Below are 15358 nucleotides of genomic sequence, written 5' to 3'. Positions count from 1 at the left end.
GGTCAACCCTCCCGGACCAGGCCGAGGTCGCTGAGCACCTCGCGCGTGGCATCGTAGTAACGCACATAGCCGGTGCAGCGGCAGATGTGCTGGCCAAGGCTGTCCTCGATGGCCGACTCCAGCTCGCTCTTCTTCAGCGGCTGGCGCTGGGCCTTTTCCAGCAGCACGGTGGCGGCGTTGACGAAGCCCGGCGCGCAGTAGCTGCACTGGAAGGCGAAACGCTCGACGAACTTCTGCTGGATCGGGTTCAACGCACTGACCTCCCCCTTGGCATCGCGCGTGGCATGGCCTTCGATGGTGCGCACCCGTTTGCCGTCGAACCAGTGCGCGCCGGTGATGCAGGTGCGCACCTGTTCGCTGCTGCCGTCCGGGTGGTCGACGATCACCACACAAGCGTGGCAGATGCCCTGGCCGCAGCCCAGTCGCGAACCGGTGAGGTTCTGGTATTCGTGCAGGTAGTCGATCATCGGCAGGTCGTCGGCGACCTCGGCCGAGGCGACGGTTTGACCGTTGAGGGTCAGTTGCAGCGGACGCTTAGCCATTCAGGGCCTCCTTGATGCGCGCGGGCGTGAGGGGCAGGTCGCGGACCCGTTTGCCGATGGCGTGGGCCACGGCATTACCGATGGCGGCGACGATGGGAATCATCACCACCTCGGCGATGCCCTTGGATGGATCGCTGTCGGACAGCGGCGGGAGGATTTCCGCGCTCTGCGTCCATACCGCGACATCCTTGGCGCGCGGCAGGCGGTAGCGGTTGAAGTTCCAGTCGCCCTCGGCCGGGCCGCCTTCGTGCAACGGCATTTCCTCCAGCAGCGCATGGCCCAGGCCCATGGCGGTACCGCCCTCGATCTGTCCCTTGACCAGCTCCGGCACCAGCACGCGGCCGCACTCGACCCAGGAACGATGGCTGAGCACCTGCACCTCGTGGGTGCCTTTGTTGACCTTCAGTTCGACCAGGGTGGCGACGGGGCTGTAGTAGGTCACCGCGGCGTTGTTCAACTGCACCGGCGGATAACTGACATTCTGCCGGTCGAGCAGGTGGAAGCCGGCGCTGCTCATCTGCGCCTTCTTCGCCGGCGACGCGCCATCGCCATACTTCAGCGCCAGGCCGTCCAGCGGCAGGCGCTCGCTCACGCCGTCGATGCGGAACTCGCTTTCCGCCCAGTGCCAGCGGTTGAAAGCATGCACCGTGGCGCCAGTGACCAGGCCGCGCTCATGGGCATGCCTGGCCAGCAGGGCGAAGGGCAGCGGCTCCAGGCCATTGGCGCTGAGCCGGTCATCGACCCAGCGGGCGTCCTCGCGGCGCACCACGTAAGGGTTGGCCTGGCCGCCATACGGCCCCTGCCCCCAGAGTTCCAGCGCCGCCGGCCACAGACCATGGTTGAACAGCACGCGCGCCGCCTCGCGGGTGGCGTGGCTGAAGTAATAGGCCGAGTTGGTCGCTGACGAGGCCGAGGCGTACTTGCCGACCCAGCGCGGGTTGCGCAGCTTCCGCTCCTGGGTGGCCTGGTCCAGGGTGTAAGGGTCGTCGCCGCTGAGCAGTTGCAGCTCCGCCCAGTCGGTCTCGGCGGTCTTCACCTGGTCGGCCGGGCGACCGAGGAAGTCCGCCGCCACCAGCGCCTGCGAGGTGGCCATGCCGGTGCCCAGCTCGATGCCGATGTGGCGCAGGCGGATGTGCCCGTTGGCGTCGAACTCAAGACTCGCCATGGGCGCCTCCGCCCCCGTGCCGAAGTCCTTCTGGCAAATGGCGAAACCGACCCCGTAGTGGTTGTCCGGGTCCTCCGCGTCGAAACGCTGCTTGCGCGCGGCACGGTTCTTCCAGACCGCATGGGCGGCGGCCTTGTCGAGCAGCTCGTGCAGGCGCAGGGCACCGGCGGGCACCGCACCCTGGGTGTTTTTCATTCCCGAACGCAGGGCGTTGCGCCGGCGCAGCTCGATGGCGTCGACGCCCAGGCGCTCGGCGATTTCATCGACCATCATTTCGGTCGCGGCCATGCTCTGCAGGGTGCCGTAGCCGCGCATGGAGCCGGCCTCGACGCCGCGCGAGTGGTAGGCGCTGGCCTGCAGGTCGCTCTGCGGCATGTAGTAGATGGACTGCGCCGCCGTCGCGCCCACCGCCACCACCGAGGCACTGTAGTTGGCGCGGCCGCCGCCGTCGGCGCTCATCTCGGCGCGGAACACCTTGAACCCCAGGTCGCGCTTGTCCACCGCCAATTGGTAGCGGATATCGAAGGCGTGGCGCTTGATGCCGCTCTGGAACTGTTCGTAGCGATCGTTGGCCAGGCGCACCGGCACGCCCTCGCCGTACAGCGCCGCGAGGGCCGCGTAGTAGACGAAGATGTTGTGATCCTTGGAGCCGTAGCCGACCGTATAGCCGGGGTGCAGGTTGAGCGTGCGCAGGCCGAAGCGCGAGGGCGCCAGCATGCGCGCGGTCTCCTGCGCGACCTCCTGCGGGCACTGGGTGGCGACCACGAAGTGCAGGGTCTTGCTCGCCGGGTCGTACCAGCCGTTGCCGTTGTCCGCTTCCATGGCCGCCGGCTCGATGGACGGGGTGCGGTAGCGCTCGTCGAAGACCAGCCAATCGGCCGGCGGGTTGTCGATCTGCTGCTGAATCTTCGCTGCGTAGAACAGCCCTTGCTCGGTGAGGCTGCCATGCTCGCGCGGCTGCTGGTCCCACACCGGCTTACGGTTGCGGATCAGCGGGAACAGGATCGAGTCCTTCAGGCTGGAGAACTCATCCTCGTCCGCCGAACGCGCGCCGCCGACCCGTACATAGCGGAAGCTGCCGTAGGGCTCGCCCTGGAACAGCGGCGCCTGGGCGCCGTAGCGCAGCGCCCGGTCGTTGAACTTCAACGTGCGCTTGGCCTGGCGATAGCGCTCGAAGTCGTGCCAGATGAGGATCGCCACCGGCTGACCGATGAACATCGGCACCTTGCCCGGCGGCAACAGCGGATCGGGACCATGGGCCTCGGGGAAGACGATGCCGTCGCGCTGCAGGTCATAGGCGCTGACGATGCGATCCGGCTGCCAATCGTCGCCCAGCAAGCCGAGGTCGAAGCCTTCGTAGATGCGGTCGGCGCGCAAGGTCTTGAGCAACAGGGCGTGGCCTTGCCGCTGCGGCCAGCCGGGCATGTCCTGGGCGCGGATGTCGCGGGCGAACACCTTGTCGCCGCAGACCTTGGACAGCGCGTCGATGCGCGAGCGGGCCCGGTTGTCGTGGCCGATCCAGCGCTCGGCCGGCAGGGTTACGCGGTTTTCCATCAGGGCCGCGAAGGCCCGGCTGCCGAGCGGCGCCAGGGTCACGCTGACACCCGCGACCAGGCCGCCCTGGAGAAAGGCACGCCGGGAAAGATCAGATTTGGACATGAAGCATCCTTCGGGGCGGTGGCGATCCCGCCCATTTCGTTATGGGGTACTGGACGAACAACGGCGATAAGGCAGGTGAACTGAGAGCGCGGCCGGCGAGCGGGCCACGGCGTCCGGACATTTCCTGACCGAGGCGTCAACCTTACGCAGCGACCACGATCCCGGCAAAAGGCCAGCTGCGCATAAGCCCCTAGGAAAAATCGGAAATCGCAAAGAAGCGAATGACTATTCCTTCAGATATTCGACGAGTGCTAGGCTCGTGGGCTTTTCCTTAGCCTCCTAATCAGTAGCCTCGCCAGCATGTCCGCCGACGCCACCTCACTGCTCCGTCACCGCCCCTTCCTCGCTTTCTGGCTGGCCCGTGTGTGCACCGCCAGCGGCTTCCAGATGCTCACCGTGGCCATCGGCTGGCACATGTACGAGCTGACCCACAACGTGCTCGACCTCGGCCTGGTCGGCCTGGTCGAGTTCATCCCACGGGTGCTCTTCATGCTGCACACCGGGCATGTCGCCGACCGCTACGACCGGCGCAAGGTGGCGGCCATCTGCCAGGCCGGCCAGGGCCTGGTGGCGCTGGCCCTGGTACTCGGCGCCAGCACCGGCAGCGTCAGCCGCGAGATGATTTTCGTCCTCGCCTTCCTGCTCGGCAGCGCGCGCGCCTTCGAGATGCCGACCACCCAGGCGCTGCTGCCGAACATCGTGCCGCCCGGGCTGTTCCCGCGCGCGGTGGCCGCCTCGGCCTCGGCCATGCAGGCCGCGACCATCGCCGCGCCGGCCCTTGGCGGGCTGCTCTACGCCTTCGGTGCCTTCTGGGTCTACGCGCCCACCGCGCTGCTCTACCTGATGGCCTGCACGCTGGTCCTGAGCCTGCCTTCGCGGCAGCAGCCGGCGACCCAGGGCAAGGCTACGCTGGAGTCGCTGCTGGCCGGCATCCGCTTCATCCGCAGCCGCCCGGATATCTTCGGCGCCATCTCCCTGGACCTGTTCGCCGTGCTCCTCGGCGGCGCCACCGCGCTGCTGCCGGTGTTCGCCAAGGACATCCTGCTCACCGGCCCCTGGGGCCTCGGCCTGCTGCGCTCGGCACCGGCGCTGGGCGCGCTGCTGATGTCCTTCTGGCTGGCGCACGTCCCCATCGAGCGCAACGTCGGACGGATCATGTTCCTCGCGGTGGGCATCTTCGGCGTGGCGACCATCGCCTTCGGCCTCTCGACCTCGTTCTGGCTGTCGCTGGCGGTGCTGGTGGTGCTCGGCGCGGCGGACATGATCAGCATGGTGATCCGTGGCGCCTTCGTGCAGCTGGAAACCCCGGACGAAATGCGCGGCCGGGTCAGCGCGGTGAACGGCCTGTTCATCGGCGCCTCGAACCAGCTCGGCGAGTTCGAGTCCGGCCTCACCGCGCACTGGTTCGGCACCGTGCCGGCAGTGGTGCTCGGCGGCGTCGGCACGCTGCTCGTCACTGGCGCCTGGATCAAGCTGTTCCCGACCCTGGCCAAGCGCGACAAGCTGCACTGAGGCCAGTGCGAGGGCGTAGGACGCATAACCGTTCACGCTGATCCGCCATACGGCAAGCGCCGGCGCATAAAAAAGCCCCCGCCAAGGCGGGGGCGACGGGCGCAAGGAGCGCCCGGATGGGAGTCGTCAGTGCGGCGTGCCGAGCCCCGCCGCGCTCATCAGCAGGCGCATCAGCCAGGCCGCCACGCCGAGGGCGGCGACGCTGCCCGCCCAGATCAGCAGCAGCCAGCCCAGGCGTTTGGCCAGCGGCGCGTTCGCGTGTTCCGGTTTCATGTCCGCACCCTCAGTGGTAGCCGTCGCCGTGCTTCACCTTGCCGCGGAACACGTAGTAGCTCCAGGCGGTGTAGCCGAGGATGAAGGGCAGGATGAAGAGCGCGCCGACCAGCATGAAGCCCTGGCTCTGCGGCGGCGCCGAGGCGGCCTGGATGCTCACCCCCGGCGGGATGATGTTCGGCCACAGGCTGATGCCCAGGCCGCTGTAGCCGAGGAAGATCAGCACCAGGGTGAGCACGAACGGCATCACATGGTCGTTGTTCGCCACCGAGCGCAGCAGCGCGTAGAAGCTCAGCAGCACCAGCAGCGGCACCGGCAGGAACCAGAACAGGTTGGGCAGGCTGAACCAGCGCTGGGCGATCTGCGTGTGGGCCAGCGGCGTCCACAGGCTGACGATGCCGATCACCACCAGCAGCACCAGGGCCAGCGGCCGCGCCAGGTCGTGCATGCGCTGCTGCAGGCGGCCTTCGGTCTTCATGATCAGCCAGGTGCAGCCGAGCAGGCTGTAGGCGACGATCAGCGCCAGGCCACAGAACAGCGGGAACGGCGCCAGCCAGTCCAGCGAGCCGCCGGCGAATTGCCCGTCGGCCACCGGAATGCCTTCGATGAAGGCGCCCAGCGCCACGCCCTGGAAGAAGGTCGCCGCCAGCGAACCGCCGATGAAGGCCTTGTCCCAAATGTGCCGTTTGTGCGCCTTGGCCTTGAAGCGGAACTCGAAGGCCACGCCACGGAAGATCAGCCCCACGAGCATGAACACCAGCGGCAGGTAGAGCGCCGAGAGCACCACCGAATAGGCCATCGGGAAGGCACCGAAGAGCGCCGCGCCACCGAGCACCAGCCAGGTTTCGTTGCCGTCCCAGACCGGCGCCACGGTATTCATCATCACATCGCGGTCGGCATCGTCCTTGAAGAACGGATAGAGCATGCCGATGCCCAGGTCGAAGCCGTCCATCACCACGTACATCATCACGCCGAAGATGATGATGACGGCCCAGATCAGCGGAAGATCGATACCCATGATTCAGTTCCTCGCGCCCGGGTTGTCGGATTCGTCGTCGAAGCCCTCCAGCGTCGCCGACAGCGGCCGTGCCGGCGTGCGTGGGCGACCGGCGCCGCCGTCGCTGGCCTCGCGCCCTTCGTGGGTCACCGGGCCCTTGCGCACCAGGCGCATCATGTAGCCGATGCCGACGCCGAACAGCGAGAAGTACACCAGCACGAAGGTCACCAGGGTCAGGCTCATCTGCACGCTGCTGTGGCTGGACGCCGCGTCGGCGGTGCGCATCAGCCCGTAGACCACCCAGGGCTGGCGGCCGATCTCGGTGGTGAACCAGCCGGCGAGCACCGCGATCAGCCCGGACGGCCCCATCCACAACGCCAGGCGCAGGAAGGCGCGGCTCTCGAACAAGCCGCCGCGCCAGCGCAGCCAGAGGCTCCAGAGGCCGAGCAGGATCATCGCCAGGCCGAGGCCGACCATGACCCGGAACGACCAGAAGACGATGGTCGAGTTGGGCCGGTCCTGCGCCGGGAAGTCCTTCAGCGCCGGGATCGGCTCGCTCAGGCTGTGCTTGAGGATCAGGCTGCCGAGCAGCGGGATTTCCAGCTTGAAGCGGGTTTCCTCGCGCTGCATGTCCGGCAGGCCGAAGAGGATCAGCGGGGTCGGTCCACCCTCGCTGTTGTCCCAGTGGCCTTCGATGGCGGCGATCTTCGCCGGCTGGTGCTCCAGGGTATTGAGCCCATGGGCGTCGCCGACCAGGGCCTGGACCGGCGCCACCAGCAGGGCCATCCACATGGCCATCGAGAGCATCTTGCGGAGCGCCGGGGTGTCGCGTCCGCGCAGCAGGTGCCAGGCCGCCGAGGCACCGACGAAGCAGGCGGTGGCGAGGAAGGAAGCGATGGCCATGTGCGCCAGGCGATAGGGGAAGGACGGGTTGAACACCACCGCCAGCCAGTCCACCGGCACCAGGCGGCCGTCGAGCACCTGGTAACCCTGCGGGGTCTGCATCCAGCTGTTGGAGGAGAGAATCCAGAAGGTCGAGATCAGCGTGCCGATCGCCACCATCACCGTGGCGAAGTAGTGCAGGCCGCGGCCGACGCGGTTCCAGCCGAACAGCATGACGCCGAGGAAACCGGCTTCGAGGAAGAAGGCGGTGAGCACCTCATAGGTCAGCAGGGGCCCGGTGATGCTTCCGGCATAGCTGGAAAAGCGGCTCCAGTTGGTACCGAACTGGTAGGCCATGACCAGCCCGGACACCACGCCCATGCCGAAGTTGACGGCGAATATCTTCGACCAGAAATGGTACAGGTCGCGGTAGACCTCTTCGCCGGACTTCAGCCATAGCCCTTCGAGCACCGCCAGGTAGCTGGCGAGGCCGATGGTGATGGCCGGGAAGATGATGTGGAAGGAGACGGTGAATGCGAACTGGATTCGCGCCAGTTCTAGCGCCTCTAAACCCAACATGACGTTACCTCATCAGGTTGACGCCCGTCGCTGCACGCAGCGGGCAGCACGCCGGCGCACGGGCACCGGCAATTCATGCGTGATCCTGGTGGATTCTTGTGCGAGGAACGGATCGGCGCAGGCGCACATCCGCTCCTTCGGCGGCGAGCAGAAAAGTTCGCCGGATGTCTTGATGCAGAGCAATGGAGCGCGCCGATCTTACGTCGCAGGGGCGAATTTTCCGCCGTGGTGGGTTGCCGCGCGGCAGGCTGTCGCGCGGCACGCTGACTCAGTTTTTATATTCAATAAAAGAATAATCAGATGAATAAATAATATTTTATTGGAATAAAAAATCCCGCTAATTTTGCCTGCAACGGGCCCCTCCAGAGAGACCCGAGCCACCTACCCGCCAGGTTCATCCGACCGACCACGAGTCGCGACCACGCCGGCACATTGCCCTACAAGGACATCGCCATGAAAAAACTGCTGCTTCTGACTGCCATCGCCGCCGCCTTCAGTGCCTCGGTCAACGCCAACGAGAAACTGGTGGTCGCCGCCACGCCGGTCCCCCACGCGGAGATCCTCGAACTGATCAAGCCGACCCTGGCGAAGGAAGGCGTGGACCTGGAAGTGAAAGTCTTCACCGACTACGTGCAGCCCAACGTCCAGGTCGCCGAGAAACACCTGGACGCCAACTACTTCCAGACCAAGCCGTACCTGGACAACTTCAACAAGGGCAAGGGCACCCACCTGGTGACCGTGACCGGCGTGCACGTCGAACCCTTCGGCGGCTACTCGAAGAAGTACAAGTCGCTCAGCGAACTGCCGGATGGCGCCACCGTCGCCCTGCCCAACGAGGGCAGCAACAGCGGCCGCGCGCTGATCCTTCTGCAGAAGGCCGGGCTGATCAAACTGAAAGACCCGAGCAACGCCCTGGCGACCCCGAAAGACATCGCCGAGAACCCCAGGCACCTGAAGTTCAAGGAACTCGAATCGGCGCTGCTGCCACGCGTGCTGGACCAGGTCGACCTGGACCTGATCAACACCAACTACGCCCTGGAGGCCAAGCTCAACCCGGTGAAGGACGCCTTGGTGCTGGAAGACCGCAACTCGCCCTACGTGAACTACCTGGTGGCGCGTCCGGACAACAAGGACAGCGATGCGCTGAAGAAGCTATCCGCCGCCCTGACCAGCCCGCAGGTGAAGGAATTCATCGAGAAGAAATACAACGGCGCGGTGGTACCGGCCTTCTGATCCGCGTCGCCACAGCGACTCCCACGCCGGGCGCCGGATAACGCGCCCGCTTGCAACGCCGGTCCGGTTCGCGCGCCGGCGTTGGCTTTTTCCCGGCCTCCGCCCGACGGAGGCGCGCAATCGATGAGGTACCCGCCATGAGCGACAGCGCCCAAGGCCCATCCACCCGCGCGGTGCACAGCGGCCAGGACAGCGACCGGAGAATGGTCACCCGGGCCAAGACCCAGCCGATCTACCAGACCTCGGTATTCGTCTACGACTCCCTGGAGCAGGTCGACGACTTCCTCGCCGGCAACCCCGACAACTACATGTACACGCGCCTCGGCAATCCCAACCACAGCGCCGTCGAGGAGCTGCTGCGCGACCTGGAGGGCGGCGAGGATGCCCTGTTCTCCGCCTCCGGCATGGCCGCCATCGCCGCCGCGCTGCTCGGCCGCCTGTCAGCCGGCGACCACCTGATCGCCAGCCGCGAGCTGTACGGCACCACCCAGAGCCTGATCGAGAAGGAACTGGCGCGCTTCGGCATCGGCGCCAGCCTGGTCGATATCGCCGACCTCGACGCGGTGCGCGCGGCCATCACCCCGCGCACCCGGCTGATCTACACCGAGACCGCCTCCAACCCGCTGGTGCGCGTCAGCGACGTGCCGGCGCTGGCGGCCCTGGCCCACGCACACGGTCTCAAGCTGCTGGTGGACAACACCTTCCTCTCGCCGGTGCTCTACCAGCCGCTGCGCGACGGCGCCGACCTGGTCATCCACAGCACCACCAAGTACCTCAACGGCCACAGCGACGCCACTGGCGGCGTGCTGGTCGGCGATGCCGAGTGGATCGCCCAGGCGCGGCGCTTCCAGATCAACGCCGGCGGCAGCGCCAGCCCCTTCGAGAGCTGGCTGACCTTCCGCGGCGCCAAGACCCTGGCCTTGCGCATGGCCGCCCATTCGCGCAACGCCCAGGCGCTGGCCGAGGCCCTCGAAGGCCATCCGCAGGTGGCCCGCGTGCATTACCCCGGCCTGCCCTCGCACCCCGACCACGCACTGGCCCGGCGACTGTTCCGCAAGGGCGCCTCGGGCATGCTCGCCTTCACCCTCAAGGGCGGCCTGGACCAGGTCGACCGGCTGATCGGCCTGCTCCAGCGCGCCGTTTTCGCGCCGTCCCTGGCCGGCGTCGCGAGCAGCATCACCCACCCCGGCAAGACCTCGCACCGCGCACTGTCCGCCGCAGCCCTGGCGCAACTGGAGATCCACGATGGCACCCTCCGCGTCTCGGTGGGCATCGAGGACAGTGAAGACATCATCGCCGACTTCCTGCAGGCGCTGGATGCGCTCTGAGCGGCCAAGGAGAATCCCCATGAAAGTCCCTCAGCCGCTGCTGACCTTCCCCGACGCCGACAAAAGTCCGCTGAGCATCCGTGCCAAGGCCCTGGTGTTCTTCGATCCGCGCTCGCACCAGGTGCGTGACGAGGTCGAGCGCCTCGCGCCGGGCAGCCAGCCGCTCCTGATCCGTGGCGAAACCGGCACCGGCAAGGAACTGCTGGCGCGGCATATCCACCGCGCCAGCGAGCGCCCCGGCCTGTTCGTCGCGGTGAGCTGCGGCGCGCTCAGCCGCACCTACGCCGAGGCCGAACTGTTCGGTTACGCCCCCGGCGCGCACAACGGCCCGGTGGGCAGCCGCGCCGGCTGGTTCGGCTCGGCCCAGGGCGGCACCCTCTACCTGGACGAAATCGCCGACCTGCCGCTGGCCTTGCAGGAGAAACTGCTGCGCGTCCTGCAGGAGCGCGAGGTGCTGCGCGTCGGCGCCCGCGAACCGATCCCGCTGGACGTGCGTCTGGTGGTGGCGACCAGCATCGACCTGGCCCAGGCGGTCAGCGCCGGCAAATTCCTCGAAGGCCTGCAACAGTACCTGGCCGACGGCAACCTGGAGCTGCCGCCGCTGCGCCAGCGGATCGGCGACATCCTGCCCCTGGCCGAATACTTCCTCGGCGTGCACGCGCAACGCCTCGAACTGCCGGTGCCGCAGATCGGCACGGCGGCCCAGGCGGCGCTGGAGAGCTACTCCTGGCCGGGCAACATTCGCGAGCTGGAAAACGTCATCCACTTCGCCCTGCTGGTCAGCCCGGGCGACGAAGTGCTGCCGGAACACCTGAACTTCTCCAGCGGCGCCCCCGTGGTTGCACTGGACGACCTACGGCGCCTGCTGCAACTGCCCGGCGCGCGCGAACAGCTACGCGCCCTGCTGGCCGAATGAACCGCTGCGCGGCTGCGTAGGATGGCTGGAGCCTGCAAGACCCATCGGCGCTGGCCGCATGGGAATCGCTGCGCTCGTCCCATCCTACGTTGCCGGCCGACGGTGCGTGCCGGGGCCTCCATCATTGGCCGCAATACTCACCATCAGCCGTTTCAACTTCTTTCTGTCATCTGCCCCGGCGAGAATTCGCCCCATCGCGTCCGGCCTCAACCAACTTCCCGGACCGAGGAGACCATCGTGACCAGCTTTGCCGCACTTGCCAGCTTCTTCGCCGCCACCGCCTTCCTGCACACCCCGCCGCAGGTCAACCCGGAGCGCCACGCCGATCGCCGCGTGAAAGCCCGCCGCAAGTAAGCCACAGTCCCGCTGCCAGGCCCCGTTGTGGAGGCCTGGCGGCGGTGCCTGCGCAACGCCATCCCCTTCCCTGCCCGCGTCGTCTCTCCCCGCTTCCCTGCATGCCTCTGCGCCCAGCGCTCCCCCAAGGGACGGTGGCGCGCTGATCCCGCTTCCGCGCCACACATGGGCGCCCCGCCCACGAACGATGTACCGTCAGAACGGTTTGTCACCGAGGATGGTGGCGCGGTGCATGACCCGGCGCTGCGGGCGGTAGTCGTCCACCGCGTAGTGTTGCGTCACGCGGTTGTCCCAGAAGGCCACGTCGTTCTCCCGCCAGCGCCAGCGCACGGTGAACTCCGGGCGGCTGAAGTGGGCGAACAGCAGGTCGAGGATGGCCCGGCTCTCGGCCGGCTCCAGTTCGTTGATGCGGGTGGTGAAACCGTCGCTGACGAACAGCGCCTTGCGCCCGGTCACCGGGTGCGTGCGGATCACCGGATGCGAGCGCGGCGGGTTCTTCAGCCGCGCTTCTTCCAGGCGCGCCAGGTCGGCGGAAGTGGCGCCGAAACGCTCCTGGGGGAACGACTTGCTGATGTCATGGGTCGCGGTGAGGCCGTCGAGCAAGCGCTGCAAGGGTTTCGACAGGGCCTCGAATGCCGCGATGCCACTGGCCCAGAGCGTGTCGCCGCCGTGCGGCGGGAGCTGCTTGGCGGCGAGCACGGCGCCCAGCGCCGGGGTTTCCAGGAAGGTCACGTCGGTGTGCCAGATGGCGTTGTCGCGCATGTCGATGACCGCCGTGTCGAGGACGATGATTTCGTCCTGCTCCGGCGAGCTGGGGTAGATCGGGTGAATGTGCAGGTCGCCGAAACGCGCGGCGAAGCCCGCCTGCTGCACGGGCGTCAACGGCTGGTCGCGGAAGAACAGCACCTGGTGCTGCAACAGCGCCCGTTCGATGGCCTGCTGCTGGGCGTCGTCCAGCGGCGCGGCCAGGTCGATGCCGGAAACCACGGCGCCGAGGGCCGGGCTGAGGGGTTCGATGGTCAGGGTGGTCATTGCTTTTCTCTCTTGAATTCAGTGCGGGAGGGTTGCCCGCTCCCCAGCCCTCGCCCGGACGGCAGAGGGGTTCTTGCTCTGGCCCTACTCCCAGGACGTGAAGCGCCGCTGCAGCCAGCGCAGTCCCAGCTCGAAGCTCAAGGCGATGCCGGCGATCAGCAGAATCCCCAACACCACCACATCGGTGGCGAGGAACTGCGCGGCGGACTGCACCATGAAACCGAGGCCACGGTTGGCGGCGATCAGTTCGGCGGCGACCAGGGTCGACCAGCCCACGCCCAGGGCGATGCGCAGGCCGGTGAGGACGTCCGGCAAGGCGCTGGGCAGCACCACGTGGCGCACCACCTGCCAACGGTTGGCGCCCAGGCAGCGCACCGCCTGGATCCGCGACTTGTCGACGCGGCGCACACCGGCGGCGGTGGCGATCAGCAACGGAGCGAACAGCGCCAGGTAGATCAGCAGCACCTTGGACAGCTCGCCGATGCCGAACCAGATGACGATCAGCGGCAGGTAGGCCAGCGGCGGGATCGGCCGGTAGAACTCCACCAGCGGATCGAGCGCGGCGCCGAGCAACGGGTTGAGGCCCATGAGGATGCCCAGCGGAATCGCCGTGAGCACGGCGGCGCCGAGGGCCAGCAGCACACGCAACAAGCTGGTGCCGATGTGCTGCCACAGGCTGGCATCCACATAGCCTTCGGCGAGCAGGCGTTGCAGGGCTTGGTAAAGCTGCTCCGGCGCCGGCAGGAAGAGCGTGTCGACCCAGCCGAAGTGGGTCGCCAGCCACCACAGGCCGAACAGCCCGGCGAGGCTGCCGGCGGCCGCCCAGCGGCGTGGATCGAAACGCGGCGTCGCGCGCACCGCCGGTTTGCGCGGCAGCTTGGCGCTGAGGGTATCAGTGGGCATTGGCGGCCTCCGGTTGTTCAAGCGCGTCGTTTTCCAGGAACAGATCCAGCAGCGCCTGGCGCAGGCGGCCGAACTCCGGGTCGGACTTGATCGAGCGCACCGGCTCGCCGGCGGCGTAGCGCCGCGCGAAGTCCGGGCGCAGGCGTTTGACGATGCGCGCCGGCGGACCGTCCATGACCACCAGGTCGGTGGCCAGGAACAGCGCTTCGTCGACACTGTGGGTGATCAGGAACAGACCTTTGCCGGTCTTGCGCCAGAGTTCCAGGGTGAGCACCTGCATGCGCTCGCGGGTCAGCGCATCGAGGGCGCCGAACGGCTCGTCGAGCAGCAGGAAATCCGGTTCCACCGCCAGCGCGCGGGCCAGGCCAAGGCGCTGGCGCTGACCGCCGGAGAGCTGCGAAACACGGTAGTGCGCGTGCTCCTGCAGGCCGACCAGGGCCAGCACTTCACGCGCCCGCGCCTCACGCTCGGCCTTGCCGAGCCCGCGGATGCGCAGGCCCAGGGCGACGTTTTCCAGGGCGTTCAACCAGGGCATCAGGGCGTCGTCCTGGAACACCACGCCGCGTTCGCCACCAGGCCCGGACAGGGTCCGGCCGTCGATCTGCACGCGCCCGCGATCCGGCGCCTGGAAACCGGCCAGGACATTGAGCAGGGTGGACTTGCCGCAGCCGGACGGGCCGAGCACCACCAGGGATTCGCCCTTGGCCACGTCCAGGGTGAGTTCATGCAACACGCGCCGGGTCTGGCCGTGCTGCTGGAAAGAGAGGCTGACCGCCTCGGCCGTCAAACGGCTCATGTTCTGCCCTCCGTAGGGTAAGAAGGAATGCGCTGGGCGTAGCGCAAAGGGCCCGCGCCTCGCCGCCCCGGCGTCGTTCCCGCGGGCGCCGGAATGACCGGGAAGGAGCGCGGCCGGGACGCTGGGCGGCCAACCGTGTTGCGGTCAGCCGCCAGCGGCGGGTCTCAGCGCTGTCCCACCTGCACGCTCGCCGCCTGGCGCACGTACTCGGCGCTGACGTAGGGCGAGTAGTCCTTGAGTACCGACGGAACGCGCTTCTGCTCCTTGAGGAAGGCCGCGGTGCCGGCGATGTCCTTGGCGGTGCCGCCGCCGAGCAGGGCGCTGGATAGCTGCGCCTGGGTCTCGGGGAAGGCCGATCCGGCGAGCAGCTCGGGTACGTCCTCGGGCGAGGCGCCGGTCAGCCGGGCGATCTTCTTCGCCTGCTCGGAATCGGCGCTCCACTGCGCCTTGTGCGCGTTGTAGTCGGCGAAGGAATCGAGGGTCACGCGGGCGAACTTGGCCAGCACTTCCGGGTGCTTCTCGGCGAAGTCCTTGCGGGCGACCCAGACCTCGAAGGTCGGTGCGCCCCACTTGCCGACTTCCGCGGCGTCGGTCAGCACCTTGCCGTTCTTCTTGATCTCGCCGAGGGCCGGCGACCAGACGAAGGCGCCGTCGATGTCGCCGCGACGCCAGGCGGCGGCGATCTCGCTGGGGTTGAGGTTGACGATCTTCACCTTGCTCGGATCGATGTTCCAATGCTTGAGCGCGCCCAGCAGGCTGTAGTGCGAGGTGGAAACGAAGGGCGTGGCGATGGTCTTGCCGACCAGGTCTTCGGGCTTCTCGATCTTGCTGCCGTTGCGCACCACCAGGGCTTCGGCCGCGTTGATCTGCGCGGTGACGATGAAGGCGACGATCGGCAGGCCGCGCGAGGTGGCGGCGGCCAGCGGGCTGGAGCCCAGGTTGCCGAGCTGTACGTCGCCGGAGGCGATCGCCGCGACCACTTCCGCGCCGCTGTTGAAGCGGCGCCAATCGAGTTTCTCGCCGATAGCTTTTTCATAGGTGCCATCGGCCTGCGGCACCTTGGTCGGGTCGATGCCCGTCTGGTAGCCAAGGGTGATGTCGGCCTGGGCGGCACCGGCGATGGCGCTCAGTGCAAGCGCGGCCAGCAGGCGGCGCGGGGTGAAGATGCGGCTCATGGAAAGCTCCTC

The 15358-nt window shown here is 67.6% G+C and carries 13 protein-coding genes; 4 read left to right on the top strand and 9 right to left on the bottom strand.

The genetic code is table 11. The features are described 5' to 3' along the window. Positions 1 to 2: 2 nt before the first annotated feature. Both BLQ74_RS13665 and BLQ74_RS13660 read right to left on the bottom strand, forming a co-directional pair. Positions 3 to 542 carry a (2Fe-2S)-binding protein gene (locus tag BLQ74_RS13665; protein WP_090263134.1) on the bottom strand — a complete coding sequence of 180 codons (540 nt, stop codon included), beginning with the start codon at positions 540 to 542 and terminating at the stop codon, positions 3 to 5. After that, positions 535 to 3366, bottom strand: a complete 2832-nt coding sequence (locus BLQ74_RS13660; protein WP_090263133.1) for a xanthine dehydrogenase family protein molybdopterin-binding subunit — start codon at positions 3364 to 3366, stop codon at positions 535 to 537. The genes BLQ74_RS13665 and BLQ74_RS13660 overlap by 8 nt, the downstream gene beginning before the upstream one ends. A 300-nt stretch (positions 3367 to 3666) precedes the next feature. On the opposite strand from BLQ74_RS13660, the gene BLQ74_RS13655 reads away from it, so the two are divergent. Next, positions 3667 to 4878, top strand: coding sequence for an MFS transporter (locus BLQ74_RS13655; protein ID WP_090263132.1), 1212 nt, complete (start codon positions 3667 to 3669; stop codon positions 4876 to 4878). 126 nt (positions 4879 to 5004) lie between these two features. Here BLQ74_RS13655 and BLQ74_RS13650 read toward each other — a convergent pair whose 3' ends face one another. Genes BLQ74_RS13650 through BLQ74_RS13640 form a run of 3 tightly spaced genes read right to left on the bottom strand, consistent with a single transcriptional unit; the run spans position 5005 to position 7609 of the window. Next, on the bottom strand, positions 5005 to 5151 hold the full coding sequence (locus tag BLQ74_RS13650; RefSeq protein WP_090263131.1) for a DUF2474 domain-containing protein: 147 nt from the start codon (positions 5149 to 5151) through the stop codon (positions 5005 to 5007). 10 nt (positions 5152 to 5161) lie between these two features. Continuing rightward, positions 5162 to 6169 (bottom strand): cytochrome d ubiquinol oxidase subunit II, encoded by a 1008-nt coding sequence (cydB, locus tag BLQ74_RS13645; protein ID WP_090263130.1) that lies wholly within the window; start codon positions 6167 to 6169, stop codon positions 5162 to 5164. A gap of 3 nt (positions 6170 to 6172) precedes the next feature. Then, a complete protein-coding gene (locus BLQ74_RS13640) occupies positions 6173 to 7609 on the bottom strand; it encodes a cytochrome ubiquinol oxidase subunit I (RefSeq protein WP_090263129.1) in 1437 nt (478 codons plus the stop codon). 453 nt (positions 7610 to 8062) lie between these two features. Here BLQ74_RS13640 and BLQ74_RS13635 point away from each other — a divergent pair, with 453 nt between their 5' ends. The 3 genes from BLQ74_RS13635 to BLQ74_RS13625 all read left to right on the top strand — a co-directional run bounded on the left by BLQ74_RS13635 (position 8063) and on the right by BLQ74_RS13625 (position 11086). Beyond that, positions 8063 to 8842 carry a MetQ/NlpA family ABC transporter substrate-binding protein gene (locus BLQ74_RS13635; protein ID WP_090263128.1) on the top strand — a complete coding sequence of 260 codons (780 nt, stop codon included), beginning with the start codon at positions 8063 to 8065 and terminating at the stop codon, positions 8840 to 8842. A gap of 137 nt (positions 8843 to 8979) precedes the next feature. Further along, complete coding sequence (locus BLQ74_RS13630; RefSeq protein WP_090263127.1) at positions 8980 to 10170, top strand: trans-sulfuration enzyme family protein; 1191 nt, start codon at positions 8980 to 8982, stop codon at positions 10168 to 10170. Next, entirely contained in the window at positions 10160 to 11086 is a 927-nt protein-coding gene (locus BLQ74_RS13625; protein WP_425287492.1) for a sigma 54-interacting transcriptional regulator, read from the top strand. The genes BLQ74_RS13630 and BLQ74_RS13625 overlap by 11 nt, the downstream gene beginning before the upstream one ends. A 549-nt stretch (positions 11087 to 11635) precedes the next feature. Here BLQ74_RS13625 and tauD read toward each other — a convergent pair. The 4 genes from tauD to tauA form a co-directional block, all read right to left on the bottom strand. Then, entirely contained in the window at positions 11636 to 12472 is an 837-nt protein-coding gene (gene tauD, locus BLQ74_RS13620) for a taurine dioxygenase (RefSeq protein ID WP_090263125.1), read from the bottom strand. Positions 12473 to 12556: 84 nt separating this feature from the next. Continuing rightward, entirely contained in the window at positions 12557 to 13375 is an 819-nt protein-coding gene (locus BLQ74_RS13615) for an ABC transporter permease subunit (protein WP_090263124.1), read from the bottom strand. Then, a complete protein-coding gene (locus BLQ74_RS13610; protein WP_090263123.1) occupies positions 13365 to 14171 on the bottom strand; it encodes a taurine ABC transporter ATP-binding protein in 807 nt (268 codons plus the stop codon). The genes BLQ74_RS13615 and BLQ74_RS13610 overlap by 11 nt, the downstream gene beginning before the upstream one ends. Before the next feature lie 164 nt (positions 14172 to 14335). Next, the gene (gene tauA / locus BLQ74_RS13605; RefSeq protein WP_090263122.1) at positions 14336 to 15346 is read right to left on the bottom strand and encodes a taurine ABC transporter substrate-binding protein; all 1011 of its coding nucleotides are present in this window, start codon (positions 15344 to 15346) and stop codon (positions 14336 to 14338) included. Positions 15347 to 15358: the final 12 nt, after the last annotated feature.

This window comes from Pseudomonas panipatensis, assembly GCF_900099785.1.
GTDB lineage: Bacteria > Pseudomonadota > Gammaproteobacteria > Pseudomonadales > Pseudomonadaceae > Pseudomonas > Pseudomonas panipatensis.
Note: the sequence above shows the minus strand (reverse complement) of the source record. Positions and strands in the feature narration are given on the sequence as shown.

Coding starts and splice junctions, on each gene's coding strand:
- BLQ74_RS13665 (WP_090263134.1), bottom strand. CDS start 542: ATGGCTAAGCGTCCGCTGCAACTGACCCTCAACGGTCAAACCGTCGCC.
- BLQ74_RS13660 (WP_090263133.1), bottom strand. CDS start 3,366: ATGTCCAAATCTGATCTTTCCCGGCGTGCCTTTCTCCAGGGCGGCCTG.
- BLQ74_RS13655 (WP_090263132.1), top strand. CDS start 3,667: ATGTCCGCCGACGCCACCTCACTGCTCCGTCACCGCCCCTTCCTCGCT.
- BLQ74_RS13650 (WP_090263131.1), bottom strand. CDS start 5,151: ATGAAACCGGAACACGCGAACGCGCCGCTGGCCAAACGCCTGGGCTGG.
- cydB (WP_090263130.1), bottom strand. CDS start 6,169: ATGGGTATCGATCTTCCGCTGATCTGGGCCGTCATCATCATCTTCGGC.
- BLQ74_RS13640 (WP_090263129.1), bottom strand. CDS start 7,609: ATGTTGGGTTTAGAGGCGCTAGAACTGGCGCGAATCCAGTTCGCATTC.
- BLQ74_RS13635 (WP_090263128.1), top strand. CDS start 8,063: ATGAAAAAACTGCTGCTTCTGACTGCCATCGCCGCCGCCTTCAGTGCC.
- BLQ74_RS13630 (WP_090263127.1), top strand. CDS start 8,980: ATGAGCGACAGCGCCCAAGGCCCATCCACCCGCGCGGTGCACAGCGGC.
- BLQ74_RS13625 (WP_425287492.1), top strand. CDS start 10,160: ATGCGCTCTGAGCGGCCAAGGAGAATCCCCATGAAAGTCCCTCAGCCG.
- tauD (WP_090263125.1), bottom strand. CDS start 12,472: ATGACCACCCTGACCATCGAACCCCTCAGCCCGGCCCTCGGCGCCGTG.
- BLQ74_RS13615 (WP_090263124.1), bottom strand. CDS start 13,375: ATGCCCACTGATACCCTCAGCGCCAAGCTGCCGCGCAAACCGGCGGTG.
- BLQ74_RS13610 (WP_090263123.1), bottom strand. CDS start 14,171: ATGAGCCGTTTGACGGCCGAGGCGGTCAGCCTCTCTTTCCAGCAGCAC.
- tauA (WP_090263122.1), bottom strand. CDS start 15,346: ATGAGCCGCATCTTCACCCCGCGCCGCCTGCTGGCCGCGCTTGCACTG.